Here is a 23,982-nt window from a genome sequence, read left to right as displayed (position 1 = left end):
GCACCCGCTCAGTACCAGTGCGGGTTCTCGCTCATCTCGTGGTTCCACGCGGCACAGGGCGAGCCGTACGCGTCGTGGATGTACGCCAGGCCCCAGTTGATCTGCGTCGCCGCGTTCGTCCGCCAGTCCGCTCCTGCCACGCCCATCTTGCTCGCCGGCAGGGACTGCGGGATCCCGTACGCCCCGCTCGACACGTTCAGGGCGTTCGCACGCCAGCCGGACTCCTGCGTCCAGAGCGACACGAGGCACGAGAACTGGTCGGAGCCCCAGCCGTACGCACCGATGGCGCCGCGGGCGTAGGCCTGTGCGCCGGCCGGGTCGACCACGACGCCGTCGGTGCTCGGGTACGCGTTGCCGGAGGACGCCGCACTCGAGCTCCCCGGCGTGGCCTGGGCCTTCGCCGCTGCCGCTGCCTGCGCCGCAGCCTGCGCCGCGCGTGCCTGCGCCGCCGCCTGCGCGGCCACCGCCTGCCCGACGGCGTACTGCTGCTCGGTCGCCGCGGTCGTGTCCTTCAACGAGGCGAGCTGCGCGTACAGCTCGTCGCTGTGCTGCTGGGTGCTCGCGACCGCCTGCGCCGCGGTCTTCGCCGCCGCCGTCGCCGCGTCGGACTTCCGCTCGGCAGCCGACGCGAGGGACGCCCGCTCGTCCTCGGCGCGGGTCGCCTGCTCGTGCAGCGACGACGCGGTGTGGGCGGCGACCGAGGCGTCGTCCAGGACGTCCGTCCACGTGCCCGTCAGCTGGTCGAGCGCGCCGAGTTGGTAGAGCAGGTCGTCCGGGTCCTCGGCGGTCGCGATCCGGGTGGCCATCGCGTTCTCGCTGCCGTCCCGGTACAGGCTCGCGGCGAGCTGACCGGCCCGGGCCTGAGCACGGTCGGCCGTCCGCTGGGCGTCGTCGGCCTGGGCCTGGAGGCTCGTGGCGGCCTGCGTGGCGGCGCTGAGGTCCGCCTCGGCGGCGTCCGCGGCGGCCGACGCGTCGAGCGCGGTCTGCGACTTGGCGGCGGCGTCGGCCTGGGCGGCGTGCAGGGCGTCCTGCACGGAGCCGATCTCGGCCTGCTTGGCCTGCTCGTTGCCCTTCGCGGCCTGCACGTCCGCCCACGTGGGGTAGTCGGTGGCGCTCGCGGGCGCGGCGGTCAGAGCGGGCACGACGAGCGCGCCGACGACCACGGCGGCCGCGACGAGCACGCTCCGGGACGGAGAGAGACGCATGTCGGCAGGCTAGCGGGGACACGCCCGCGTCCCCGGCGCCTCGCCGCCGTGGTGCCTGAGGGCTGGTAAAGTCCTCACCGTGCGGGGACCGTTCCCCGGACGTCACACTCGCTGTGACACCAAAACACTGCGCAGACCCGGCACGGAGCTGGTCATCGGTGGTGGCTCGCGGGCCGTTCGGAGTCCCGAGTGCTTCTACTGCTGGCCAGACATGCGCCCCGACCCCTCGGCGTGCACGCACCACGGGTGCCGTCGCCCCGGTCTGCCGAACACGTCAAGGAGGCACCCTTTTGGAGGGTCCCGAGATCAAGTTCGCCGAAGCCGTCATCGACAACGGAAAGTTCGGCAAGCGCGTCGTCCGGTTCGAGACCGGCCGCCTCGCACAGCAGGCGCAGGGCGCGGTCGCCGCGTACCTCGACGAGGAGACCATGCTCCTCTCGGCCACCAGCGCCGGCAAGCACCCGCGGGAGGGCTTCGACTTCTTCCCGCTGACCGTCGACGTCGAGGAGCGCTCGTACGCCGCCGGCAAGATCCCCGGTTCGTTCTTCCGTCGCGAAGGCCGTCCCAGCACCGAGGCGATCCTCGTCTGCCGCCTCATCGACCGGCCGCTGCGCCCGTCGTTCGTCGACGGCCTCCGCAACGAGGTCCAGATCGTCATCACCGTCCTGAGCATCGCGCCGGACGAGTTCTACGACGCGCTGGCGATCAACGCCGCGTCCGCGTCGACGCAGATCTCCGGTCTGCCGTTCTCCGGCCCGATCGCCGGCGTGCGCCTCGCCCTCATCGGCGACCAGTGGGTCGCGTTCCCGAAGGCGTCGCAGCTCGCCGAGGCCGTCTTCGACCTCACCGTCGCCGGTCGCGTCGTCACCGACGACCAGGGCAACGAGGACGTCGCGATCATGATGGTCGAGGCCGAGGCCACCGAGCACAGCTGGGACCTCATCCAGGGCGGCGCGACCAAGCCGGACGAGGCCGTCGTCGCGCAGGGCCTCGAGGCGGCGAAGCCGTTCCTCAAGGTCCTCGTCGAGGCGCAGGCGAAGATGGCCGCCCAGTCGGCCAAGGAGATCCAGGACTACCCGGTCTTCCCGCCGTACGCCCCCGAGGTCTACGACGCGGTCGAGTCCATCGCGCTCGACGAGCTCAAGGACGTCTACCAGATCGCCGGCAAGCTCGAGCGTCAGGACAAGGACGACGCCCTCAAGGCGAAGGTCAAGGAGGCCATCGCGGCCAAGGTCGAGGCCGGGGAGCTCCCCGAGTCCGCCAACGGCCAGGTCAGCGGCGCGTACAAGTCGGTCACGAAGAAGGTCGTCCGCGGCCGCATCCTGACCGAGCAGGTCCGCATGGACGGCCGCGGCCTCGCGGACATCCGTCCGCTCGACGCCGAGGTCGCCGTGATCCCGCGCGTCCATGGTTCCGCGATCTTCCAGCGCGGCGAGACGCAGATCCTCGGCGTCACCACGCTGAACATGCTCAAGATGGAGCAGCAGATCGACTCGCTGTCGCCCGTCACGAAGAAGCGCTACCTGCACCACTACAACTTCCCGCCCTACTCGACCGGTGAGACCGGCCGCGTGGGCTCGCCCAAGCGTCGCGAGATCGGGCACGGCTTCCTCGCCGAGCGCGCCCTCGTGCCGGTGCTGCCGTCGCGCGAGGAGTTCCCCTACGCCATCCGTCAGGTGTCCGAGGCCCTCGGCTCCAACGGTTCGACGTCGATGGGCTCCGTCTGCGCCTCGACCCTGTCGCTCCTCAACGCCGGTGTGCCCCTCAAGGCGCCGGTCGCGGGCATCGCGATGGGCCTCGTCTCCGACACCGTCGACGGCCAGACCCGCTACGCGGCGCTGACCGACATCCTCGGTGCCGAGGACGCCCTCGGCGACATGGACTTCAAGGTCGCCGGCACGTCCGACTTCGTCACGGCGATCCAGCTCGACACGAAGCTCGACGGCATCCCCTCGTCGGTCCTCGACGCCGCGCTCAAGCAGGCAAAGGAAGCGCGCTCCGCCATCCTCGGCGTGCTGACCGAGGCGATCGACGCCCCCGACGAGATGGCCGACACCGCCCCGCGCGTCATCTCGGTGCAGATCCCCGTCGACAAGATCGGCGAGCTGATCGGCCCGAAGGGCAAGACGATCAACGGCATCCAGGACGAGACCGGTGCCGACATCTCGATCGAGGACGACGGCACCGTCTACATCGGCGCCGTCGACGGTCCCTCGGCCGAGGCCGCCCGTGCGCAGGTCAACGCGATCGCGAACCCGACGAACCCGGAGATCGGCGACCAGTTCCTCGGCACGGTCGTCAAGATCGCGACCTTCGGTGCCTTCGTGTCGCTGCTCCCGGGCCGCGACGGGCTGCTGCACGTCTCCGAGGTCCGCAAGCTCGCCGGTGGCAAGCGCGTGGAGAACGTCGAGGACGTCCTGGGCGTCGGCCAGAAGATCCTGGTCGAGGTCACCAAGGTGGACGACCGCGGCAAGCTGTCGCTCGCGCCGGTCGTCGCCGACGAGGTGGACACCGAGGGCCGCGAGGGCCACGAGAAGCACACCGAGGACAACGCCGAGGGTTGGTCCCCGGCTGACCCACGACGGCCGTCACTCCCGCGGGAGTGACGGCCGTCGTCGTCTTCGTGGCGCGGGGCGTCAGGACGCCGGGGTCTCCTGCGTGCCGGTGAGCTGCGCGCGCCCGAGCAGGTGCTCGCGGAGCAGGAAGCCGACCACGGCGGGGGTGGCGTCGGCGGGTGCCTCGAGCACGGGTACGTCGAGCGCGCTCAGCGTGAACACGTACCGGTGCGGGCCGTGGCCGGCGGGCGGTGCGGCACCCAGGAAGGTGTCGGTCCCGTACTCGTTGCGGCGGCGGAGCGCCTCGGCGGGGAGCAGCGCGTCGTCGGTCCCGGCACCCTGGGGCAGCGAGGTCGTCGACGCCGGCAGGTCGGTCAGGCTCCAGTGCCAGAAGCCCGAGCCGGTCGGGGCGTCGGGGTCGTACACGGTGAGGACGTAGCTCTGCGTGCCCTCGGGCGCCCCGGACCACTCGAGCGCGGGGGAGCGGTCCTCGCCACCGGCGTCGGCGCCGCGCGCCCAGTCGGGCAGCGCGTCGCCGTCGGAGAAGTCGGGGCTCGTCAGGGTGAACGTGGGGACCTCGGGGAGGTTCCAGTTGGGGTCGTTGGCCATGCCGCCAGCAAACACCCTGCTCCTGTCGCACAGGTGGGACGGGTCGGCCCGGAGGATCGTGGCGGGCCCCGCCACGCGCCTCCCGTCCGCCGGTCGGGTCGGAGGCGAGGCGTCAGGCCGCGATGACGCGGTCGACCACGCGGCCGAGCGCCGCGGTCGCGGCGATCGCGTCGCCGGCGTACGCGCCGGCCATCGCGCCGTCGCGCGCGAGCATGAGCTCGTCGGCCCCGTCGCCGGGCAGCGGGTGCCCTGCGCGCTGCAGGAGCGAGGCGAGCTGGTCCGTGTACCAGTCGCGGTGGGTGGCGACGACCTCGCGCACGGGGTCGCGCGGGTCGTGGTACTCGGCGGCGGCGTTGAGGAACGCGCAGCCGCGGAACTCGGCACGACCGACCTCGTCCGAGACGGCGGCGACCCAGGCGCGCACCGCGGCCTCGGGGCTGGCGGCGTCGGAGACGAGCTGCTCGAAGCCGGCGCGGACGCGCTCGTGCTGGGTGCGCACGTAGGCGAGGATCAGGTTGTCCTTCGAGCCGTAGTGCTTGTAGAAGGTGGCCTTCGTCACGCTCGCCTCCGAGATGAGCCGGTCGACGCCGACCCCGCGGATGCCCTCTTCGTAGAACAGGCGTGTCGCGGTCTCGAGGATCCGGACCTTCGCGCCGCCGGAACGGGGAGCCGGGGGGACGCTCGACCCGTCCGGCGACGCGAGGTTCGTGCTCGGGCCGGGGAGACGCTGGACGGCCGGTTGGGGGGAATCGACCGTCACAGCGTTGCTCCTCGGACTCATCGGCTCCGCGGGGGAGTGGGGGGACTCCGCCGCGCGAGGACTGATGTCCCGAGCCATCGGGTCGGAATCTAGGGGGGCTTCCGACCCGATGCAAGAACTGTACCACGCGGAGGACAGACAGACGAGTCTTTCTATCCTCATCCGATGTACCCCAGTTCGAGGCACGTGCTGTGGGCCTGGGGAAACTGGGCGGTCGGCGCCCGCGGGTCAGTAGGCTCGTCTGCGATGAACCAGCCAGTACCGTTGCCGCTCGAGGCCCCGGACACGTCCTTCCTGACGTCCGGTGGTGCCTTCGTCCGTCGGACCGTGCTGCCCTCCGGAGTCCGGGTCCTCACCGAGTCGGTCCCCGGAGCCAGTTCCACGAGCCTCGGCTTCTGGGTCGGCGTCGGGTCCCGCGACGAACGCGAGGGCCAGTTCGGCTCCACGCACTTCCTCGAACACCTGCTCTTCAAGGGCACCGAGCGCCGCAGTGCGCTCGACATCGCGATCTCCTTCGACTCGGTCGGCGGCGAGCACAACGCCGCGACCGCGAAGGAGTACACCTGCTACTACGCCCGCGTCCGGGACACCGACGTCCCGATGGCGGTCGAGGTGATCGGGGACATGGTCACCGGTTCGGTGCTCGAGGCCGAGGCGTTCGACGTCGAACGCGGCGTGATCCTCGAGGAGCTCGCGATGGCCGCGGACGACCCGGCCGACGTCGCGGGCGAGGCGTTCTTCGCCGCGGCCTTCGACGGGCACCCGCTCGGTCGGCCGATCGGCGGGACGCCCGAGAGCATCCGCGCGGTCGGGCGCGCCGAGGTCCTGGACCACTACCGCGAGCACTACGCACCGAACGGCATCGTGGTGACCGCCGCCGGTGCCGTGGACCACGACCGCTTCCGCGAACTGGTCGAGCACGTCTTCCGGGACGCCCCGCACGCGTCGCCGCTGGCCCGGCGGACGCCGCAGCCCGTGGCGGACCCGGCCGTGCCGAAGCTCGCCGTCGCGCACCGTCCGACCGAGCAGGTCAGCATGCTCCGCGGATCGCAGGGTCTCGACCTCCGTGACGAGCGCCGTCCGGTGCTCAGCGTCCTGAACGCCGTCCTCGGCGGCGGGATGAGCTCGCGGCTGTTCCAAGAGGTCCGTGAGCGCCGGGGCCTCGCCTACGCGGTGTCGTCGTTCGCGCCGGCGTACCTGGACAACGGGGCCTTCGGGGTCTACGCGGGCTGCGCCCCCGACAACGTCGCCGGGGTCGTCGAGATCATCGACGCCGAGTTCCGGCGCATGGTCGACGACGGCATCACCGACGACGAGCTCCGTCGCGCGAAGGGCCAGATCGAGGGCGCGCTGACGCTCTCGCTCGAGGACAGCGACGCACGGATGACCCGGCTGGGCCGGTCCGAGCTCGGCACCGGCGAGTTCACCGACCTCGGCACCGCCCTGCAGCGGGTCGACCGGGTGACCCCGGCGGACGTCCTCGACCTCGCCCGCGACCTGCTCACCCGCCCGACCATCACCTCGGTCGTGGGGGCCGTCCAGCGCGACGAGCTCGCGGCCGCCATCGGCGCCGAGGGGTGACCGACGTGTCGCACTACCTGTACCTCGTCCGGCACGGTGAGCACCAGGACGCCGAGCACGGCCTGCGGGACGGCAAGCTCTCGGAGCGCGGGAAGCGCCAGGCGATGCTCGTCGCCGACCGGCTCGGCGGGGTCCCGTTCGACGGCGTGTACCACTCGCCGCTCGACGCCCCGAGCGAGACCGCGGCGTTCCTCGCGCAGCGCCTGCCGTCGATCCAGCCGGAGCCCTCGACCCTGCTCTTCGACTGCATCCCCTCCGGTCCGACCCCGGACATGCCGCACGCCTACCACGGCTGGTACGGCGGCGTCACGGAAGAGGAGATCGTCGCGGGCCAGGCGCAGATGGGCGATGCCGTCGCGGAGTGGTTCACGCCGGCGCGCGAGGACCGCCACGACCTGCTCATCACGCACAACGCCGTCATCGGGTGGTTCGTGCGCGAGGCGTTCCAGGCGCCGGAGTGGCGGTGGATGGGGACGAACGTCGCGCACACGGCGTTGACGATCATCCGGATCCGCTCCGCCAAGCCGGCCGAGGTCGTCACCCTGAACGACCTCGCGCACCTGCCGGTCGAGCTCCGCACGGGGCTGCCGGTCGACCAGCCGGTCTAGGCGCTCCGACCGTCCCGCTCCGAGGACACCGCGCAGGGCTCACCCGACCGGCCGCCGGTACCAGGCGGTCGCGTTCGGGTTCTCGTTGAACGGCGCGACCCGCTCGTAGCCGCGGCCGCGGTACATCGCGCCGGCTGCGACGAGCGAGTCGTTCGTGTCGAGGACGACGCTCGTCGCCCCGAAGCCGCGAGCAGCGTCCTCGAGCGAGTCCATCACCGCGGTCGCCACGCCCCGTCCGCGACCGGCCGGCGTGACGTACACGTGCTTGACCTCGAAGCGGACGTCGTCCCCGTCGTCGGCGATCCGGCGGAGCCCACCGCACCCGACGGGCCGGTCGCCGTCGTACGCCACGACGAAGGTGCCGTTCGGCGGCACGAACTCCGCCGCCGGGGTGCGCTTGCGCGAGTACGACCCCTGCGCGCTCGGGAACGTGGCCTCGCGCTCGTCGAGGTACGCGTCGAGCAGGGCGTCGACCTCGGGCGCGTCGGCGGGCACGGACCTGACCTGGAGCGGCATGGTCCGATCCTAGGATGGGAGCCATGGTCACTCCCGTCGCCGTCGTCGGCGCCACCGGTCGTCTCGGGGGCCTCGTGGCCTCCGTGGTCGAGTCCCTCGACGGCTTCGAGCTCGTCGCCTCCCTGTCGTCGCGGGACGGCGCACACGAGGCACCGCCGTCGGTGTTCGGCGGCGCCGCACTCGTCGTCGACGTGACCGTCCCGGCGCTCAGCCCGGCGATCGTCGACAACGCCCTCGCGAGCGGCGCGAACGTGCTCGTGGGCACCTCCGGCTGGTCGTCCGACCGGCTCGCGACGCTCCGCGCCGGGCTCGAGGCACGACCAGACCAGGGGGTCCTCGTCGTGCCGAACTTCTCGATCGGCTCGGTACTCGCGACGCACCTCGCCACGATCGCGGCGCCGTGGTTCCCCGCGGTCGAGATCGTCGAGACGCACCACGCCGGCAAGGTCGACTCGCCGTCGGGGACCGCCGTGCGGACCGCGGAGCTCATCGCGGACGCCCGGCGCGAGGTCGGCCCCGTCGACGCCCCGCACGTCGACCAGCGCGCCCGCGGGCAGCAGGTCGCGAGCGTCCCGATCCACTCGCTCCGGCTCCCCGGGGTCAAGGCCGTCCAGGACGTGCACCTGAGCGGCCCCGGCGAGACCGTCACGATCCGCCACGACACGAACGACGACGTCGCGTACGTCGCCGGCATCCGGGCAGCGCTCGCCCACGTGGTCGACGCCCGTGGCCTGACGGTCGGGCTCGGCAGCGTCCTCGGCGTCGGCTGAGCGGCACGCCGTGCTCCGCTCGTTCCGCTCGCCGTTCTGGCCCGCCGCCCTGATGGCCGCCCTGCTCCTGCTCTACATCGTCGTCGTGGGGCAGCGCGCCGTCGCGTTCATGGCGACGGGGCAGCCGATCGGCATCGGCATCGGCATCGCGCTCGTCGTGGTCGCCCTGATCGGCGCGCTCCTGCTCGTGCTCGAGTTCCGCTTCGGGATCCGCATCACCCGGCTCGGCCGTCGCCTCGAGCGCGAGGGCGGCACCCCGCAGGACGTCGTGCCGCTCATGCCGAGCGGCCGCCCCGACCGTGCGGCGGCCGACGAGGTCTTCCCGCGCTACAAGGACGCGGTCGAGGCCGACCCCGACGACTGGCGGGCCTGGTTCCGGCTCGGTGTCGTCTACGACGCCGCGGGTGACCGCAAGCGCGCGCGGGCCGCGATGCGGACGGCGCTCGCCACCGCGCGCACCGACCGACGGGTGGACTGACGGCTTGACGGACGGGAGGCTCGTGGCGGGCCCGCCACGAGCCTCCCGTCCGGTCGACGGTCGCGACCGCCGCGACGTCCGTGCGGATCAGAAGGCGGCGTCGACCGCGCTCTCGGCGTACCGGTGGCGGAACGTGTAGCCGGACTCCTCGAGCTTCCGCGGCACCATCTGCTGGTTCGACAGGAGCATCTCGTCGGCCGCCTGGCGCAGCACCAGCCGCAGCGCGAAGGCCGGCACGCCGAGCAGGTACGGACGGTGCAGGTCCTGCGCGACGCGCTTCGTGATCCGGTCCGCGACCGACGGCTCCGGACCCGCGAGGTTCACCGGGCCGGACACCTGCGCGGCGTCCGGGCTCGTGGCGAGGTGGACGATCGCGCCGACCTCGTCCTCGAGCGCGATCCACGGCCAGAACTGACCGCCCGTGCCGAGCTTGCTGCCGAGGCCGGCCTTCGTCAGCGGGACGAGGGGCGCGAGCGCACCGCCGCCCTGGCCGACGACGATGCCGGTGCGGAGCAGCACGACCCGGACGCCCTCGGGGGCGGCGGTCGCGGCGGCCTCCCACTTCGTGCAGACGTCGGCGAGGAACCCGCTGCCGGCCGCGTCGTCGTCGTCGAGCACGTCCGTCGGGCGGTCCCCGTAGACGCCGGAGGCCGACCCGGACAGGAAGAGCGCCGGGGGGTTCGCAGCCCGGCGCATGGCCTCGACCAGGGTGTCCGTCGCCTGCACCCGCGAGTCGAGGATCTGCTGCTTGTAGGAGTCGGTCCACGGGAGCTTGCCGATGTTCGCACCGGCGAGGTTGATCACGACGTCGGCACCGTCGAGCACCGCCGGGTCGAGCGGGCGGGTGCCGGGGGACCAGCGGAACGCGCTCGCGGTGCGGGGTTCGCTGCGGGTGAGCGTGGTGACGTGGTGCCCGGCCTCGCGCAGGGCGTGGACGAGGGGGGTCCCGATGAAGCCGGACGCGCCGGCGACGAGGATCGAGAGGGGCTCTGTCGACATGCTCGCAACGCTACTCATCGGACGTAGGCTCTTGTCGTGACCGAGACCGTGCAGCCCGACCCCACCGTCCCGACCCCTTACGAGGATCTGCTGCGCCGGGTGCTCGAGGAAGGCACGCCGAAGGGCGACCGCACCGGCACCGGCACGCGCAGCATCTTCGGGGCGCAGCTGCGCTACGACCTGTCGCAGGGCTTCCCGCTCGTCACGACGAAGCGCGTGCACTTCAAGTCCGTCGCGTACGAGCTGCTCTGGTTCCTGCGCGGCGACGGCAACGCACGGTGGCTGCAGGAGCACGGCGTCCGCATCTGGAACGAGTGGGCCGACGAGGACGGCGACCTCGGCCCGGTGTACGGCGTGCAGTGGCGCTCGTGGCCGACGCCGTCGGGGGAGCACGTCGACCAGATCGCCCAGGTCATCGAGCAGATCCGCACGAACCCGGACTCCCGCCGGCTGATCGTGTCGGCCTGGAACGTCGCGGACGTGCCGGACATGGCGCTCGCGCCGTGCCACGCGTTCTTCCAGTTCTTCGTCAACGACGGCAAACTGTCGTGCCAGCTCTACCAGCGCAGCGCGGACATGTTCCTCGGCGTCCCCTTCAACATCGCGTCCTACGCGCTGCTCACGCACATGATCGCGGCGCAGACCGGGCTCGAGGTCGGCGACTTCGTGTGGACCGGCGGTGACTGCCACGTCTACGACAACCACGTCGACCAGGTGCGTGAGCAGCTGTCCCGCACGGCCTACCCCTACCCGACGCTCGAGCTCGCCCCGCGTGACTCGATCGACGACTACGAGTACGAGGACTTCACGGTCGTCGGGTACGAGCACCACCCGGCGATCAAGGCCGCGGTCGCCGTCTGATGGCGTGGACCGAGCCCGTCCGCGGCGTCGGCATGGTGTGGGCGCGGACCGCCTCAGGGGTGATCGGCGCCGACGGTGGCATCCCGTGGCACGTGCCGGAGGACCTCGCGCACTTCCGGCAGGTCACCGGCGACGGTGTCGTGGTGATGGGCCGACGGACGTGGGAGTCGCTGCCGCCGCGCTTCCGGCCGCTGCCGGGACGCCGGAACGTCGTGCTGACGCGCGAGCCGACGTGGACGGCCGAGGGTGCCGAGGTGGCGCACGACCTGGGGGCCGCCCTCGACACCGACGAGCCCGTGTGGGTGATGGGCGGGGGTGCCGTGTACGCCGAGGCGCTGCCGTTCGCCGACCGGGTGTCGGAGACGATCGTCGACCTGGACGTCCCGGGTGACACCCGGGCGCCGGAGCTCGGCGACGGGTGGACCCTCGTCGAGGACGGACCGTGGCAGGAGTCCCGCGTGGACGCCACCCGCTACCGCTTCCGGGAGTGGCGCCGCGCCGAGCGGGCCTGACGGCCGCCGCGCTCGGACCCGCCGGGCTGCGCCGAGCGACCCTCGCGTCGCACCCCGCTGCCGGCACCGCAACCCGCTGTGCCCGGGTGCCACGTCCGTACCGGGGTGCGACGTGCGCGAGACCGGGCGACGTCCGTCCGCCGCGCACCGTCCGGGCGGACTGCCGGCCGGACGCACCGGGCCGGTACGCTGGTTCGCGTGTCCCCGCGTGAGAATCCCTTCGGTCAGGTCCTCGTCGCCCTCGTGACGCCGTTCACGGCCGACGGCGAGGTCGACTGGCCCGGCGTCGAGCAGCACATCGACGACTGCATCACCGCCGGCGCCGACGGCGTCGTCGTCACCGGGACGACCGGTGAGACGTCGACGCTGACCGACCCGGAGAAGCTCCGCCTGGTCGAGGTCGGCAAGTCCGTCGCCGCCGGCCGCGCGAAGATCATCACCGGTGGTGGCTCGAACGAGACCGCGCACGCCATCCACCTGTACAAGCAGAGCGAGAAGGCCGGCGCCGACGGCGTGATGATCGTCACGCCGTACTACAACAAGCCGACGCAGGCCGGTGTCCTCACGCACTTCCGGATGATCGCCGACGCGACCGACCTGCCGGTCATCCTGTACGACATCCCCGGCCGCACGGGCATCCCGATCACCTACGAGACCATCGTGCGCGCCTCGCACCACCCCAACATCCTCGCGGTGAAGGACGCCAAGGGCGACTTCGCCGAGGTGTCCCGCGTGCTCAACAACACCGACCTCATGTACTTCTCGGGCGACGACACGAACGTCCTGCCGCACCTGTCGATCGGCGCGACCGGGCTGATCGGCGTCACCGCGAACATCACGAGCACGCCGTACCGCACCATCGTCGACGCCGTGAACCGTGGCGACCTGGCGACCGCGACCGCCGAGCACAAGCGCGTCGAACCCCTGGTGCGTGCGATCATGACCCACGTCCCCGGGACCGTCGCGGCGAAGTACGTGCTGCACGGACTCGGCCGCATCGGCAGCCCGCGCGTCCGGCTGCCGCTCGTCGGACCCGAGGACACCGAGGCCTACGCCATCGAGACCTCCCTCGAAGCGGTCCGGGACATCCCGGGTGCCGACTTCTCGAACTTCCGCCCGGACCGCAACGCAGCGGCGGGCGGCGCACTGCCGAAGGTGCCAGGCACCACACGTTAGGAAGACCGCGGCGCAGCACCAGCGCGTCGCACGACAGTCAGGACCGAATGCCCACCCAGATCTCCACACCGCAGCCGCTCGAACCCGGCACCCTCCGCGTGATCCCCGTCGGGGGTCTCGGCGAGATCGGTCGCAACATGACCGTGTACGAGTTCGACGGCAAGCTGCTCGTCGTCGACGCCGGCGTGCTCTTCCCCGAGGAGCACCAGCCCGGCGTCGACCTCATCCTGCCGGACTTCGGGCCGATCCGGGACCGCCTCGACGACGTCCTCGGTGTCGTGCTGACGCACGGGCACGAGGACCACATCGGCGCCGTGCCGTACCTGCTCAAGCTCAAGGCCGACATCCCCCTGATCGGTTCCACGCTGACCCTCGCGCTCGTCGAGGCGAAGCTCAAGGAACACCGGATCAAGCCGTACACGCTCGTCGCGGCCGAGGACCAGACCGAGCAGCTCGGCCCGTTCCACCTCGAGTTCGTCGCCGTGAACCACTCCATCCCGGACGCGCTCGCCGTCGCGATCACGACCGGCGCCGGCCGTGTGCTGCACACCGGCGACTTCAAGATGGACCAGCTGCCGCTCGACGACCGGATCACCGACCTCCGCGCGTTCGCCCGCCTCGGCGAAGCGGGCGTCGACCTGTTCCTGCCGGACTCCACGAACGCCGACGTCCCGGGCTTCACCGCGCCCGAGCGCGACATCGGACCCGTGCTCGAGAACGTCATCACGCGCGCCCGCAAGAAGGTCGTCGTCGCGAGCTTCTCGTCGCACGTGCACCGCGTGCAGCAGGTCCTCGACGCTGCCGCGGCCGCGAACCGCAAGGTCGCGTTCATGGGCCGCTCGATGATCCGCAACATGACGATCGCCGCCGAGCTCGGGTACCTGCGTGTGCCGGAGGACGTGCTGATCGACACGAAGAAGGCGAAGAACGTCCCGGACGACCAGATCGTCTACATGTCGACCGGGTCCCAGGGCGAGCCGATGGCCGTCCTCGCGCGCATGGCGAACCTCGAGCACCAGATCGAGATCGGCGAGGGCGACACGGTGATCCTGGCGTCGAGCCTGATCCCCGGCAACGAGAACGCCGTCTACCGCGTGATCGACGGCCTGACGAAGCTCGGCGCGAAGGTCGTCCACAAGGGCAACGCGAAGGTGCACGTCTCCGGGCACGCCTCGGCCGGCGAGCTCCTGTACTGCTACAACATCCTGCGCCCGAAGAACGTGCTCCCCGTGCACGGCGAGCACCGGCACCTGTACGCGAACGCCGACCTGGCGATCCAGACGGGTGTCCCGCCGCGGAACGTCATCCTCGGCCAGGACGGCATCGTCGTCGACCTCAAGGACGGAAGCGTCACGGTCGCCGGCCAGCTGGACATCGGCTACGTCTACGTCGACGGCTCCACCGTCGGCGAGATCACCGACGCCGACCTCAAGGACCGCCGGGTCCTCGCGGAGGAGGGCTTCATCTCCGTCTTCTGCGCGGTCGACTTCACGACCGGTCAGTGCGTCGTCGGTCCGGAGATCCAGTCGCGCGGCTTCGCCGAGGACGACTCGGTCTTCGACAGCGTCCGCCCGCAGATCACCAAGGCACTCGCCGAGGCGGCCGCCAACGGCACGCGCGACTCGCACGCGTTCAGCCAGGTGGTGCGGCGCACGGTCGGCCGCTGGGTCAACACCAAGCACCGCCGCCGTCCGATGATCGTCCCGGTGGTCATCGAGGCGTAGGCAACGCGCAGCGCTGCTGCGAGAACCGGCCTGGAGGCACGGCGCGGGTCCGTCACGGACCCCGCCCCGTGCCTCCAGGCCGTTCCGCACCCCGTGGCGGGCCGGCGGGGTCGGGACGGTCCCGGCCCGGCGGCCAACCTGTTTCATCCCACAGGATGACGCGCATCTGGAATACCAGTCGCTACCGTCCGGAGCGTGACCGTCCTGCGTCGCTGGGTGTGGCCCGGCCTGAAGTTCCTCGTGTTCGCCGTCATCGCGGTGTCCCTCGTCCGTCTCGCGTTCTTCGCCGCGCAGCCCGAGGGGCAGGAGACCACGCCGACGGCGCAGCTCGAGGACCCGACCGTCACCGTCACCACGGGGGACGTCGTCAACGACGTCGAGGCGAAGGGGACCATCGAGTCCGTCGCCGCGACCCCGGTCCGCGCCACCGCCGAGGGCACGATCAACAAGGTGTTCGTCGGGAACGGCACCGCGGTCGAGCAGGGCGCCCCGATCGTCGACGTCCGCGTCGAGACCCCGTCGACCGGCACGACGGAGGACGGGCAGCCGCTGCCCGCGAAGGTGACCTTCGCCACCGTCGTCGCGCCCGCAGCCGGAGTGGTCTCGGGGCTGGACCTCGTCGCGAAGCAGCCCGTCGCGATCGGTGACGTGGTGGCCCGCGTCGCACCGGAGGCCTACCGGGCGACCGCGACGCTCGGTGCCGCGCAGCTGTACCGGCTGACCTCGCGGCCGTCCGAGGCCACCGTCACCATCACCGACGGCCCGGCCCCGTTCACGTGCACGAACCTGTCGCTCACGAGCGCCGGGGCCGACGGCTCCGGGGCCGGCTCGTCCGGGGCCGGCTCGTCCGGCACGGGCTCCGACGGCTCGGACGGCACCGGCGCGGACGGTGCCGGGGGCGGCACCGGCGGCACCCAGCTCCGGTGCGACGTCCCCGGCGGCGTGACCGTGTTCCCCGGGCTCGAGGTCACCCTCGCGGTGTCCGCCGGGTCGGCGCAGGGAGTCCTGACGCTCCCGACCACCGCGGTCGAGGGCACCGCCCAGAAGGGCGTCGTGACCGTCGTCGACGGCGACGGCGGGCGCTCCGAGAAGACCGTCGAACTCGGCCTGAACGACGGCGAGACCGTCGAGGTCAAGGCCGGGCTCGCCGAGGGCGACACGGTCCTGCAGTTCGTCCCCGGCAAGCAGGAGCAGTCCGACGAGGGCACGGACGAGGGCGGGGTGTTCGTCGGATGAGCCTGGTGCACGTCCGGGACCTCCGGAAGTCCGTGCCGCTGCCGGACGGGTCGACGCTCGAGATCCTGCGCGGGGTCGACCTCGACGTCGAGGCGGACAGCCGGGTCGCCATCGTCGGGCGGTCCGGATCGGGCAAGTCGACGCTCCTCAACGTCATCGGGCTGCTCGACACCCCGACCGACGGGCTGCACGAGTTCGACGGACGCGACGTCGGCCGCGCCGGGTCCGTCCGCCGCGACCGGATCCGCGGCGCCGACGTCGGCTTCGTCTTCCAGCAGTTCAACCTGCTGCAGGGTCGCACCGCGGTCGAGAACGTCGAGGTGCCCCTGCTCTACGCGAGCGGCCGCGCGTTCTGGTCGCGCCGCCGACTCGCGCTCGAGATGCTCGACCGGGTGGGGCTCGCCGACAAGGCGGACACGCAGCCGCACCGGCTCTCGGGCGGTGAGCAACAGCGCGTGGCGATCGCCCGCGCGCTCGTCCGCGCCCCGCGCCTGATCCTGGCCGACGAGCCGACCGGGGCGCTCGACGTCGACACCGGGCGGGTCGTGATGGAGCTGCTCGAGACCGTCGCGGCCGAGACGCGTGCGGCCCTGGTGACGATCACGCACGACCCCGCGGTCGCCGCCCGTGCGGACGTGGTGCACCGGATCGACCACGGGCTCGTGGCCGAGGGCGGTGCGCTCGTCCGTGCTGATCCGTCCGGTGCTGATCTGTCCGGTGCTGCTGCGTCCGCGATCGTCGGGGGCGTCGCGTGAACCGGCTGTTCACCACGGTCGTCGGCACGTTCGTCGAGTCGTGGCAGGAGCTCCGCGTGCACCGCGGCCGCGTCGTCCTCAGCCTGGTCGGCGTGACGATCGCCGTGGCGTCCCTCGCGGTCGTCGTCGGCTTCGGGTCGCTCGCCGAACGGGTCACCGCCGCGTTCAACGAGCAGTACGGCGGCCGACCCGCGACGTACTCGTTCAACGGTTCCACCACCGGCTCCGGATCCGCGGACCCCGCGGGGACGGCGGCCGTCGCGGACGCCGCTGCGCTCGACCGCGAGCTGCGCGCCGGAGCCGAGCGCTACGACGTCCGGTACACGTCCGAGGCCACGTTCGTGCAGCGCGACGTGCAGTTCCCGGACGGGGTCGCGCTCGTGCAGGGCACGACGGTCGACCCCGCGTACGCCGAGATGCACCGCGTGCGGCTCGCGTCGGGGGCGTGGTTCACCGAGCGGGACCGGGACCGCCTGGCCCCCGCGATCGTCGTCAACCGGGCGTTCCTCGAGCGGATCGGCAGCCCGGACATCGTGACCCACCCGGTCGTGCGACTGCCGGGGACGCCCGACGTCACCGCCGTCGTGATCGGCCAGGTGGTGTCGTCGGAGTACGACACCGATCCGTCCTTCTACCAGCTGGCGAACTCCGTCGCGACCGCGAACGCCGCGGTGTCGCCGGACCTCGGGGCGGGCCGGACCTTCCAGGCGTGGGTCCCGGCGGCCTCCGGCAAGGCCGTCGCCGAACGCATCGCCGCCGACGCCGAGCGTGCCCTCGGCCCCGGGTGGACCGTCTCCGCGGACCGGTCCGACGCGGCCGGTCAGGTGGACGGCGACCCGCTCGGCCCGCTCCGCTGGGTGATCGCGGGCGTCGCGGTCCTGGTCCTGGTGCTCGGTGGGCTCGGCCTGCTCAACGTGTCGCTCGTCAGCGTCCGCCAGCGCATCCGCGAGATCGGGGTGCGACGGGGCGTCGGTGCGACCGCCGGACGGATCTTCGTCGCGGTCCTGCTCGAGAACGTGCTCGGCACGCTCGTCGCGGGCGGCGTCGGCGTGATGGTCGGTGCCGCGCTGCTCGGGAACGACACCGTCCGCGGCCTCATCACGCAGGGCGTCGACGTGGGCGGGGCACCGTTCCCGGTCGAGGCCGCGCTCGTCGGGGTCGGGTCGGCCGTGCTCGTCGGGGCGCTCGCCGGGTTCCTGCCGGCGATCGTCGCGGTCCGCGTCAAGGTCATCGACGCGATCCGGTACTGATGGCGGGGCGACCGCGGAATGTCCCGAGCGGGGATTAGGGTCGTCCCCATGGCCGGAGGCACCAAGTCGACCACGCGTTCGCGCGCGTCATCGTCGTCCCGCGGGAGCGGGTCGCGTGGGACGTCGCGCACGCAGGCGACCACGAAGAAGCTGCCGCAGGCCGCACCGACGCCGGTGTTCCGCGAGCAGAACCCGATCGTGAGCGCCTGGCTCGGCATGGCCCACGGGGTCGGCGCGCTCTTCCGGCTGCTCGGCAAGGAGTCCCTCGAGAAGGACCAGCGCCGCGACGGCTTCCCGTTCCTGCTGTTCGTGCTCGCGATCGCGGGCGGCGTGGTCGAGTGGCTCAACCCGACGAACCCGGTGTCGGTCGCGCTCGACGCGTACACGTTCGGCGGGCTCTTCGGCCGGCTGGCAGTCGCGCTCCCGGTGATCATGATCGTCTTCGCCGGGTGGCTGTTCCGGCACCCCGCTTCGGTGCACGACAACACCCGGATCGGGATCGGGCTCGGGCTGATGCTCGTGTCGATCGCCTCGCTCTGCCACGTGTTCGGCGGACAGCCGAGCGCCGCGGACGGCATGGTCGCCCTCGCCGCGGCGGGCGGCGTGCTCGGCTGGGTCGTCATCAGCTGGCTCGTCGCGGTCGCCACGGTCTGGGTTGCGGTACCCGTCGCCGTGCTGCTGCTCGTGCTCTCCCTCTTCATCATCACCAAGACGCCGCCGAACAAGACCGGTCGACGGCTGCACGAGCTCTACGCCTACCTGTTCGGCGCCCCGGCGCCCGAGGCCGACCCGGCCGCCGACGCCGACGCTCCTGCTCCGCGGCCCCGCGGTCGCAAGCGCCAGCAGGGCGGCGAGGGCGACTTCCAGCTCTTCGACGACCTCGGCTTCGAGGGCGACCAGAAGTCCGGCGGCGACCAGCCCGAGGGCGGCACCGTCCCGTGGTGGCGGCGCAACGGCTCCGGTCGCGAGGAAGACCCCGCGTACGACACCCCGGTGCTGCCCGCGGCCGCGCCCGCGCCGACGTCCGAGCGCCCGAACGCGGGTGCCGCGGCCGGCCTGGTCGACCACACGCCGACCGAGCCCGGATCGGTGAACCTCAACGACTCCATCGAGCACGACCTCGAGGTCGCGGAGCGCGTGCTCCGCGACGCCGGGGTCGCCGTGCCCGACCACGCGGCGGCTGCGTCGGTCGTGGCTCCGGCTGCCACGCCGGCCGTCGCACCGGTCGCGCGCCCGGACGCCGGCGTCTCGCCGGTCGTGTCCGCCTCGGCACCCGCGTCGGTGCCGGACGCCGAACCGGCCGAGGACGACCTGCAGGGGCTCCCCGCCGCGGGCGCAGCGGACGAGGACCCGTCCGCGCCGTACCGACTGCCCGCAGCGACGACACTGAGCGCCGGGACGCCGTCGGTCGCCCGCAGCCAGGCGAACGACGACATCGTCGCCGCGATCACGGGCGTCCTCACGGAGTTCAAGGTCGACGCGAAGGTCACCGGCTTCTCCCGGGGCCCGACGGTCACGCGCTACGAGATCGAGCTCGGTCCGGGCGTCAAGGTCGAGCGGGTCACGGCGCTGTCGAAGAACCTGTCGTACGCGGTCGCGTCGAACGAGGTCCGCATCCTCTCGCCCATCCCCGGCAAGAGCGCGATCGGCGTCGAGATCCCGAACACCGACCGCGAGGTCGTCTCGCTCGGCGACGTCCTGCGCTCGAACGCGGCGCGGAAGTCCAAGCACCCGATGACGATCGGCGTCGGCAAGGACGTCGAGGGAGGCTTCGTCGTCGCGAACCTCGCGAAGATGCCGCACATGCTCGTCGCGGGCTCGACGGGCTCCGGCAAGTCGGTGTTCATCAACTCGATGATCACGTCGCTCCTCATGCGCGCGAAGCCGTCCGAGGTCCGGATGGTCCTCGTCGACCCGAAGCGCGTCGAGCTGTCGATCTACGCGGGGGTCCCGCACCTCATCACGCCCATCATCACGAACCCCAAGAAGGCGGCCGAGGCGCTGCAGTGGGTCGTGAAGGAGATGGACATGCGGTACGACGACCTGGCGTCGTTCGGCTTCCGCCACGTCGACGACTTCAACAAGGCCATCGAGAACAACGAGATCGTCCTGCCGGCCGGGAGCGAGCGGAAGCTCAAGCCCTACCCGTACCTGCTCGTCGTCGTCGACGAGCTCGCCGACCTCATGCTCGTCGCGCCCCGCGACGTCGAGGAGTCGATCGTCCGCATCACCCAGCTCGCCCGCGCTGCCGGCATCCACCTCGTGCTCGCGACGCAGCGCCCGTCGGTCGACGTCATCACCGGTCTTATCAAGGCGAACGTGCCGTCGCGCATCGCGTTCGCGGTGACGAGCGTCACCGACTCGCGCGTCATCCTCGACCAGCCCGGCGCCGACAAGCTCATCGGTCAGGGCGACGCGCTGTTCCTGCCGATGGGGTCCTCGAAGGCCGTCCGCGTGCAGGGCGCCTGGGTCCAGGAGAGCGAGGTCGCCGAGGTCGTCCAGCACGTCACCCGGCAGGCCCAGCCCGAGTACCGGCAGGACGTCGCCGCCGTGGTCGAGCGCAAGGAGATCGACGCGGACATCGGCGACGACCTCGAGCTGCTGCTCGCCGCGGTCGAGCAGGTCGTGTCGACGCAGTTCGGCTCGACGTCGATGCTCCAGCGCAAGCTCCGCGTCGGGTTCGCGAAGGCCGGTCGCCTGATGGACCTCATGGAGTCGCGGGACATCGTCGGCCCGTCCGAGGGGTCGAAGGCCCGCGACGTGCTCGTCACGCCGGACCAGCTGCCCGCCGTCCTCGCGAAGCTCCGCGGTGAGGAGCCGCCCGCCGAGCCGGCAGCGGCTCCCGCACCGGGCCCGGCGGCACCGGTCGCATCCGCGCCGACGTCGACGCCGCCGGACGAGGACCGCTACGGTACCGACCCGGTCGCCGACATGACGCGCGGGTACCCTGAGGAAGAGGACGGTCCGGACGAGGACGCCTGGGGACTGACGGGCAGGGAGTGACGACGTGACCAGCTCGCAGCACACCCGCTCGGCGGCCCGGTTCCCGTGGCGGGGCCGGTTGCTCCGCAAGGGCGAGGGACCGGCGTCGACCGCGAACGTCGCCAACGTCATCACCGTCGTGCGCATCCTGATGGCGCCGTTGTTCTTCGTGATGCTGCTCGCCGACGGCGGGCAGGACACGTCGCTGCGGGTGTGGGCCGCGGTCGTCTTCGTCGTGGCGATCGTCACCGACAGCGCGGACGGCATCATCGCCCGCCGCCAGAACCTGGTCACGGACTTCGGGAAGCTCGTCGACCCGATCGCCGACAAGGTGCTCATCGGCGGCGCCCTGGTCGCGCTGTCGATCCTCGGTGAGCTGCCCTGGATCGTGACCGTGCTGATCATGCTCCGCGAGATCGGCATCACCGTCTTCCGGTTCGCCGTCCTGTCGGACCGGGTGATCCCGGCGAGCCGCGGCGGCAAGGTCAAGACCGTGCTGCAGGCCGTCGCGATCACGCTCGCGCTGTTCCCGTGGTGGAACGTCGTCGGCGACCTCGCGCACTGGGTGAACGGCATCCTGATGACCGCCGCGCTCCTCGCCACCGTGATCAGCGGGGCCGACTACCTCTGGCAGGCCTGGAAGCACAACCGGACCGCCGCGTGACCGACGTCGCAGCGCTCGTCGCCGTGCTGACCGCCCGTGGCGAGACCGTGGCTGTGGCCGAGTCGCTCACGGGCGGCCTCGTCGTGGCGACCCTCGTCGGGGTCCCCGGGGCCAGCGTCGTCGTCCGCGGTGGTGTCGTGGCGTACGCGACGCCCGTCAAGCACACCGTGCTCGGCGTCTCGGCGGACCTCCTCGCCGAGCACGGGGCGGTCGACCCCGAGGTCGCCCGGCAGATGGCGAGCGGCGTCCGCACCGCACTCGCGGTCGACGGCGAGCCCGCCACGTGGGGGATCAGCACGACCGGTGTCGCCGGCCCGGACCCGCAGGACGGCAAGCCCGTGGGCACGGTGTTCGTCGGCATCGCGTCCGCGTCGGGCGCCGAGGCGTACGAACTCCACCTGGAGGGCGACCGCGAGGCAATCCGACAGGGCACGGTCTCCGAACTCCTGGCACGGATGTCGGCGACGGTGCGCAGCGGGGAATAGGCCCCGTTACCGCTGGGTTACATCCCACGCAATCTCCAGCAGGACGGCAGCCGGCGTCGCTAGCATGCTGCAACCGGCAACGTCACCGTTGCTGAACCCGACCACGGTCACCGGGACCAGGCGGGCGCGGAGACGACAGAGAGGAGGAGTTCTCATGGTTCTCGTTCGTCAGGAGATCGGCGACGTGCTGCGGGACTTCCGCTTGCAGAAGGGCCGGACCCTCCGTCAGGTCGCGTCCAAGGCCAGCGTTGCTCTCGGGTACCTGAGCGAGGTGGAGCGCGGTCAGAAGGAGGCCAGCTCCGAGATCCTCGCCTCCGTGGCCGACGCGCTCGACACGCCCATCTCGACCATCATGCGCGAGGTCGGCGACCGACTCGCGGTCGTCGAGGGACTCACCCCGGTCCCCGACACCCTGCCCGACGACCTCGTCGCCGAGTTCGACAACGACCTCGCGGTGCGCTGACCCCGTACCGCCCCACGGACGCCCCCGCCGATGCAGGCGGGGGCGCTCTGCTGTCCGGGGCGCTCGTTACGCTGGTCGGATGCGGGTGAGTGAGTTCTGGCGTGCCGTCGACCAGGTGTTCGGGGCGGCCTACGGCGCAGTGGTGACGCGGGACGTCGTGCTCGAGGAGCTGGGCGGGCGGTCCGCGGCGGACGCGCTCGACGCCGGGATCGATGCGCGTCGTGTGTGGGAGGCGCTGTGCGACTCGCAGGACGTGCCGCTCGACAAGCGGCACGGCAAGGGGCTCGCGGAACCGCGGGACTGACCCGGTCCGCACGACCCGAAACTATGTTCGGCGTGTTGCTCGAACGCGTGTTCGATCGGTGCTACGTTCCTCCACATCGGAGTTGCTCCGGATGTCCGTCCACAGGTGGCGCGTCGACCGGCAGTGATGTCGGTGGCCGGCCCTAGGTTCGAGTCATCGGGAACAGCCCGAAGCCTTGTCGCTCAAGTCCCGGCCCTGCAGCACCGGCCGGGGTGGACGCGACAGCCTACAGGCGGCCGACACCGAGCACGAAGGAGCACCACCATGCCATCACCCGCAGACCGCGAGAAGGCCCTCGAGACCGCACTCGCCCAGATCGACCGCCAGTTCGGCAAGGGCACCGTGATGCGCCTCGGGTCGGACGACCGCGCTCCGGTCGCCATCATCCCGACCGGTTCGGTCGCGCTCGACGTCGCGCTCGGCATCGGCGGACTGCCGCGCGGCCGCATCATCGAGATCTACGGCCCGGAGTCCTCCGGTAAGACGACCCTGACGCTGCACGCCATCGCGAATGCGCAGCGCGCCGGTGGCATCGCGGCCTTCATCGATGCGGAGCACGCGCTCGACCCCGAGTACGCGAAGAAGCTCGGCGTCGACATCGACGCGCTGCTCGTGTCCCAGCCCGACACCGGTGAGCAGGCGCTCGAGATCGCCGACATGCTCGTCCGTTCGGGTTCGATCGACCTGATCGTGGTCGACTCCGTCGCGGCGCTCGTGCCCCGCGCCGAGATCGAGGGCGAGATGGGTGACTCGCACGTGGGTCTGCAGGCACGTCTCATGTCGCAGGCGCTCCGCAAGCTCGCGGGTGGGCTGAACCAGACGCAGACGACGATGATCTTCATCAACCAGCTGCGCGAGAAGATCGGTGTGTTCTTCGGCAGCCCCGAGACCACCGCGGGTGGCAAGGCGCTCAAGTTCTACGCGTCGGTCCGTCTCGACATCCGTCGCATCGAGACCCTGAAGAGCGGCACGGACGCGGTCGGCAACCGCACGCGCGTCAAGGTCGTCAAGAACAAGATGGCGCCGCCCTTCAAGCAGGCGGAGTTCGACATCCTGTACGGCACGGGCATCTCGCGCGAGGGCTCGCTGCTCGACTTCGGTGTCGACCACGGCATCGTCAAGAAGTCGGGCGCCTGGTACACCTACGACGGCGACCAGCTGGGGCAGGGCAAGGAGAACTCGCGTTCGTTCCTGATCCAGAACGCCGACATCGCCGCCGAGATCGAGGGCAAGATCCTCGCGAAGCTCGGTGTTGGTGGCGCCAAGGCCGACGCCGACGACGCCAAGGTCGAGTCCATCGCGCCGAAGATCGCGGAGCGCAAGGGCGCGTGACGGACGAGCACGACCACGACGCAGACCTCGCGCCGGTGACCGACCTGTTCGGTGCGCGGTCGCGTCGTGGTCGCTCGGTTCCGCCGGTCGAGCGGCCCGACGGTCTCCCGCGCACCGCTGCGCCCTCCTGTGACGACGAGCGCTGGTCCGAGTCCGA

The 23,982-nt window shown here is 71.9% G+C and carries 23 protein-coding genes; 18 read left to right on the top strand and 5 right to left on the bottom strand.

All coding sequences use genetic code 11. The features are described 5' to 3' along the window. Nucleotides 1-8: 8 nt before the first annotated feature. On the bottom strand, nt 9-1,205 hold the full coding sequence (locus tag HUN58_RS17650; RefSeq protein ID WP_180225491.1) for a hypothetical protein: 1,197 nt from the start codon (nt 1,203-1,205) through the stop codon (nt 9-11). Nucleotides 1,206-1,495: 290 nt separating this feature from the next. Here HUN58_RS17650 and HUN58_RS17645 point away from each other — a divergent pair, with 290 nt between their 5' ends. Further along, nucleotides 1,496-3,811: a polyribonucleotide nucleotidyltransferase gene (locus HUN58_RS17645; RefSeq protein WP_254631536.1), complete on the top strand. Its 2,316-nt coding sequence runs from the start codon at nt 1,496-1,498 to the stop codon at nt 3,809-3,811. Between the two features lie 30 nt (nt 3,812-3,841). Here HUN58_RS17645 and HUN58_RS17640 read toward each other — a convergent pair whose 3' ends face one another. After that, nucleotides 3,842-4,369, bottom strand: coding sequence for a YbhB/YbcL family Raf kinase inhibitor-like protein (locus tag HUN58_RS17640; RefSeq protein ID WP_114849101.1), 528 nt, complete (start codon nt 4,367-4,369; stop codon nt 3,842-3,844). A gap of 112 nt (nt 4,370-4,481) precedes the next feature. Further along, complete coding sequence (locus HUN58_RS17635) at nt 4,482-5,129, bottom strand: TetR/AcrR family transcriptional regulator (RefSeq protein WP_180225490.1); 648 nt, start codon at nt 5,127-5,129, stop codon at nt 4,482-4,484. A gap of 246 nt (nt 5,130-5,375) precedes the next feature. Between HUN58_RS17635 and HUN58_RS17630 the strand changes: the two genes are divergently transcribed. Both HUN58_RS17630 and HUN58_RS17625 read left to right on the top strand, forming a co-directional pair. Continuing rightward, nucleotides 5,376-6,710 (top strand): pitrilysin family protein, encoded by a 1,335-nt coding sequence (locus HUN58_RS17630; protein ID WP_114849103.1) that lies wholly within the window; start codon nt 5,376-5,378, stop codon nt 6,708-6,710. Nucleotides 6,711-6,715: 5 nt separating this feature from the next. Next, a complete protein-coding gene (locus tag HUN58_RS17625) occupies nt 6,716-7,318 on the top strand; it encodes a histidine phosphatase family protein (RefSeq protein ID WP_114849207.1) in 603 nt (200 codons plus the stop codon). Between the two features lie 39 nt (nt 7,319-7,357). Here the strand turns inward: HUN58_RS17625 and HUN58_RS17620 are convergent, their stop codons facing one another. Further along, nucleotides 7,358-7,834: a GNAT family N-acetyltransferase gene (locus HUN58_RS17620; protein WP_180225489.1), complete on the bottom strand. Its 477-nt coding sequence runs from the start codon at nt 7,832-7,834 to the stop codon at nt 7,358-7,360. A 23-nt stretch (nt 7,835-7,857) separates the two neighbouring features. Between HUN58_RS17620 and HUN58_RS17615 the strand changes: the two genes are divergently transcribed. Together HUN58_RS17615 and HUN58_RS17610 are read left to right on the top strand one after the other, a co-directional pair. Then, on the top strand, nt 7,858-8,604 hold the full coding sequence (locus tag HUN58_RS17615; protein WP_141860810.1) for a 4-hydroxy-tetrahydrodipicolinate reductase: 747 nt from the start codon (nt 7,858-7,860) through the stop codon (nt 8,602-8,604). A gap of 52 nt (nt 8,605-8,656) precedes the next feature. After that, nucleotides 8,657-9,082, top strand: a complete 426-nt coding sequence (locus HUN58_RS17610; protein WP_180226034.1) for a tetratricopeptide repeat protein — start codon at nt 8,657-8,659, stop codon at nt 9,080-9,082. Nucleotides 9,083-9,169: 87 nt separating this feature from the next. Here the strand turns inward: HUN58_RS17610 and HUN58_RS17605 are convergent, their stop codons facing one another. Next, entirely contained in the window at nt 9,170-10,081 is a 912-nt protein-coding gene (locus tag HUN58_RS17605) for a TIGR01777 family oxidoreductase (RefSeq protein ID WP_254631535.1), read from the bottom strand. Nucleotides 10,082-10,117: 36 nt separating this feature from the next. Here HUN58_RS17605 and HUN58_RS17600 point away from each other — a divergent pair, with 36 nt between their 5' ends. The 13 genes from HUN58_RS17600 to recA all read left to right on the top strand — a co-directional run bounded on the left by HUN58_RS17600 (nt 10,118) and on the right by recA (nt 23,825). After that, complete coding sequence (locus HUN58_RS17600) at nt 10,118-10,942, top strand: thymidylate synthase (RefSeq protein WP_180225487.1); 825 nt, start codon at nt 10,118-10,120, stop codon at nt 10,940-10,942. Further along, the gene (locus HUN58_RS17595) at nt 10,942-11,454 is read left to right on the top strand and encodes a dihydrofolate reductase (RefSeq protein ID WP_114849108.1); all 513 of its coding nucleotides are present in this window, start codon (nt 10,942-10,944) and stop codon (nt 11,452-11,454) included. Before HUN58_RS17600 ends, HUN58_RS17595 begins: the two co-directional genes overlap by 1 nt. 198 nt (nt 11,455-11,652) lie before the next feature. Continuing rightward, complete coding sequence (gene dapA, locus HUN58_RS17590) at nt 11,653-12,630, top strand: 4-hydroxy-tetrahydrodipicolinate synthase (protein WP_114849209.1); 978 nt, start codon at nt 11,653-11,655, stop codon at nt 12,628-12,630. A 47-nt stretch (nt 12,631-12,677) separates the two neighbouring features. After that, nucleotides 12,678-14,354 carry a ribonuclease J gene (locus tag HUN58_RS17585; RefSeq protein WP_180225486.1) on the top strand — a complete coding sequence of 559 codons (1,677 nt, stop codon included), beginning with the start codon at nt 12,678-12,680 and terminating at the stop codon, nt 14,352-14,354. A gap of 195 nt (nt 14,355-14,549) precedes the next feature. Next, nucleotides 14,550-15,590: an HlyD family efflux transporter periplasmic adaptor subunit gene (locus HUN58_RS17580; protein ID WP_180225485.1), complete on the top strand. Its 1,041-nt coding sequence runs from the start codon at nt 14,550-14,552 to the stop codon at nt 15,588-15,590. Further along, nucleotides 15,587-16,345 (top strand): ABC transporter ATP-binding protein, encoded by a 759-nt coding sequence (locus tag HUN58_RS17575; RefSeq protein WP_180225484.1) that lies wholly within the window; start codon nt 15,587-15,589, stop codon nt 16,343-16,345. The genes HUN58_RS17580 and HUN58_RS17575 overlap by 4 nt, the downstream gene beginning before the upstream one ends. After that, nucleotides 16,342-17,595: an ABC transporter permease gene (locus tag HUN58_RS17570; RefSeq protein ID WP_180225483.1), complete on the top strand. Its 1,254-nt coding sequence runs from the start codon at nt 16,342-16,344 to the stop codon at nt 17,593-17,595. Before HUN58_RS17575 ends, HUN58_RS17570 begins: the two co-directional genes overlap by 4 nt. Nucleotides 17,596-17,643: 48 nt before the next feature. Further along, nucleotides 17,644-20,598 carry a DNA translocase FtsK gene (locus HUN58_RS17565; protein WP_180225482.1) on the top strand — a complete coding sequence of 985 codons (2,955 nt, stop codon included), beginning with the start codon at nt 17,644-17,646 and terminating at the stop codon, nt 20,596-20,598. A gap of 4 nt (nt 20,599-20,602) precedes the next feature. Further along, nucleotides 20,603-21,241, top strand: coding sequence for a CDP-diacylglycerol--glycerol-3-phosphate 3-phosphatidyltransferase (gene pgsA, locus HUN58_RS17560; protein ID WP_114849114.1), 639 nt, complete (start codon nt 20,603-20,605; stop codon nt 21,239-21,241). Next, nucleotides 21,238-21,726, top strand: coding sequence for a CinA family protein (locus HUN58_RS17555; RefSeq protein ID WP_114849115.1), 489 nt, complete (start codon nt 21,238-21,240; stop codon nt 21,724-21,726). The genes pgsA and HUN58_RS17555 overlap by 4 nt, the downstream gene beginning before the upstream one ends. 154 nt (nt 21,727-21,880) lie before the next feature. Further along, nucleotides 21,881-22,189: a helix-turn-helix domain-containing protein gene (locus HUN58_RS17550; RefSeq protein ID WP_058742950.1), complete on the top strand. Its 309-nt coding sequence runs from the start codon at nt 21,881-21,883 to the stop codon at nt 22,187-22,189. Nucleotides 22,190-22,268: 79 nt separating this feature from the next. Then, nucleotides 22,269-22,493, top strand: coding sequence for a DUF3046 domain-containing protein (locus tag HUN58_RS17545; RefSeq protein ID WP_180225481.1), 225 nt, complete (start codon nt 22,269-22,271; stop codon nt 22,491-22,493). Between the two features lie 264 nt (nt 22,494-22,757). After that, nucleotides 22,758-23,825 carry a recombinase RecA gene (recA, locus tag HUN58_RS17540; RefSeq protein WP_114849117.1) on the top strand — a complete coding sequence of 356 codons (1,068 nt, stop codon included), beginning with the start codon at nt 22,758-22,760 and terminating at the stop codon, nt 23,823-23,825. Nucleotides 23,826-23,982: the final 157 nt, after the last annotated feature.

This window comes from Curtobacterium sp. Csp1 (assembly GCF_013347185.1).
Note: the sequence above shows the minus strand (reverse complement) of the source record. Positions and strands in the feature narration are given on the sequence as shown.

Coding starts and splice junctions, on each gene's coding strand:
- HUN58_RS17650 (WP_180225491.1), bottom strand. CDS start 1,205: ATGCGTCTCTCTCCGTCCCGGAGCGTGCTCGTCGCGGCCGCCGTGGTC.
- HUN58_RS17640 (WP_114849101.1), bottom strand. CDS start 4,369: ATGGCCAACGACCCCAACTGGAACCTCCCCGAGGTCCCCACGTTCACC.
- HUN58_RS17630 (WP_114849103.1), top strand. CDS start 5,376: ATGAACCAGCCAGTACCGTTGCCGCTCGAGGCCCCGGACACGTCCTTC.
- HUN58_RS17620 (WP_180225489.1), bottom strand. CDS start 7,834: ATGCCGCTCCAGGTCAGGTCCGTGCCCGCCGACGCGCCCGAGGTCGAC.
- HUN58_RS17615 (WP_141860810.1), top strand. CDS start 7,858: ATGGTCACTCCCGTCGCCGTCGTCGGCGCCACCGGTCGTCTCGGGGGC.
- HUN58_RS17610 (WP_180226034.1), top strand. CDS start 8,657: ATGGCCGCCCTGCTCCTGCTCTACATCGTCGTCGTGGGGCAGCGCGCC.
- HUN58_RS17605 (WP_254631535.1), bottom strand. CDS start 10,081: ATGTCGACAGAGCCCCTCTCGATCCTCGTCGCCGGCGCGTCCGGCTTC.
- HUN58_RS17595 (WP_114849108.1), top strand. CDS start 10,942: ATGGCGTGGACCGAGCCCGTCCGCGGCGTCGGCATGGTGTGGGCGCGG.
- HUN58_RS17585 (WP_180225486.1), top strand. CDS start 12,678: ATGCCCACCCAGATCTCCACACCGCAGCCGCTCGAACCCGGCACCCTC.
- HUN58_RS17575 (WP_180225484.1), top strand. CDS start 15,587: ATGAGCCTGGTGCACGTCCGGGACCTCCGGAAGTCCGTGCCGCTGCCG.
- HUN58_RS17565 (WP_180225482.1), top strand. CDS start 17,644: ATGGCCGGAGGCACCAAGTCGACCACGCGTTCGCGCGCGTCATCGTCG.
- HUN58_RS17550 (WP_058742950.1), top strand. CDS start 21,881: ATGGTTCTCGTTCGTCAGGAGATCGGCGACGTGCTGCGGGACTTCCGC.
- HUN58_RS17545 (WP_180225481.1), top strand. CDS start 22,269: ATGCGGGTGAGTGAGTTCTGGCGTGCCGTCGACCAGGTGTTCGGGGCG.
- recA (WP_114849117.1), top strand. CDS start 22,758: ATGCCATCACCCGCAGACCGCGAGAAGGCCCTCGAGACCGCACTCGCC.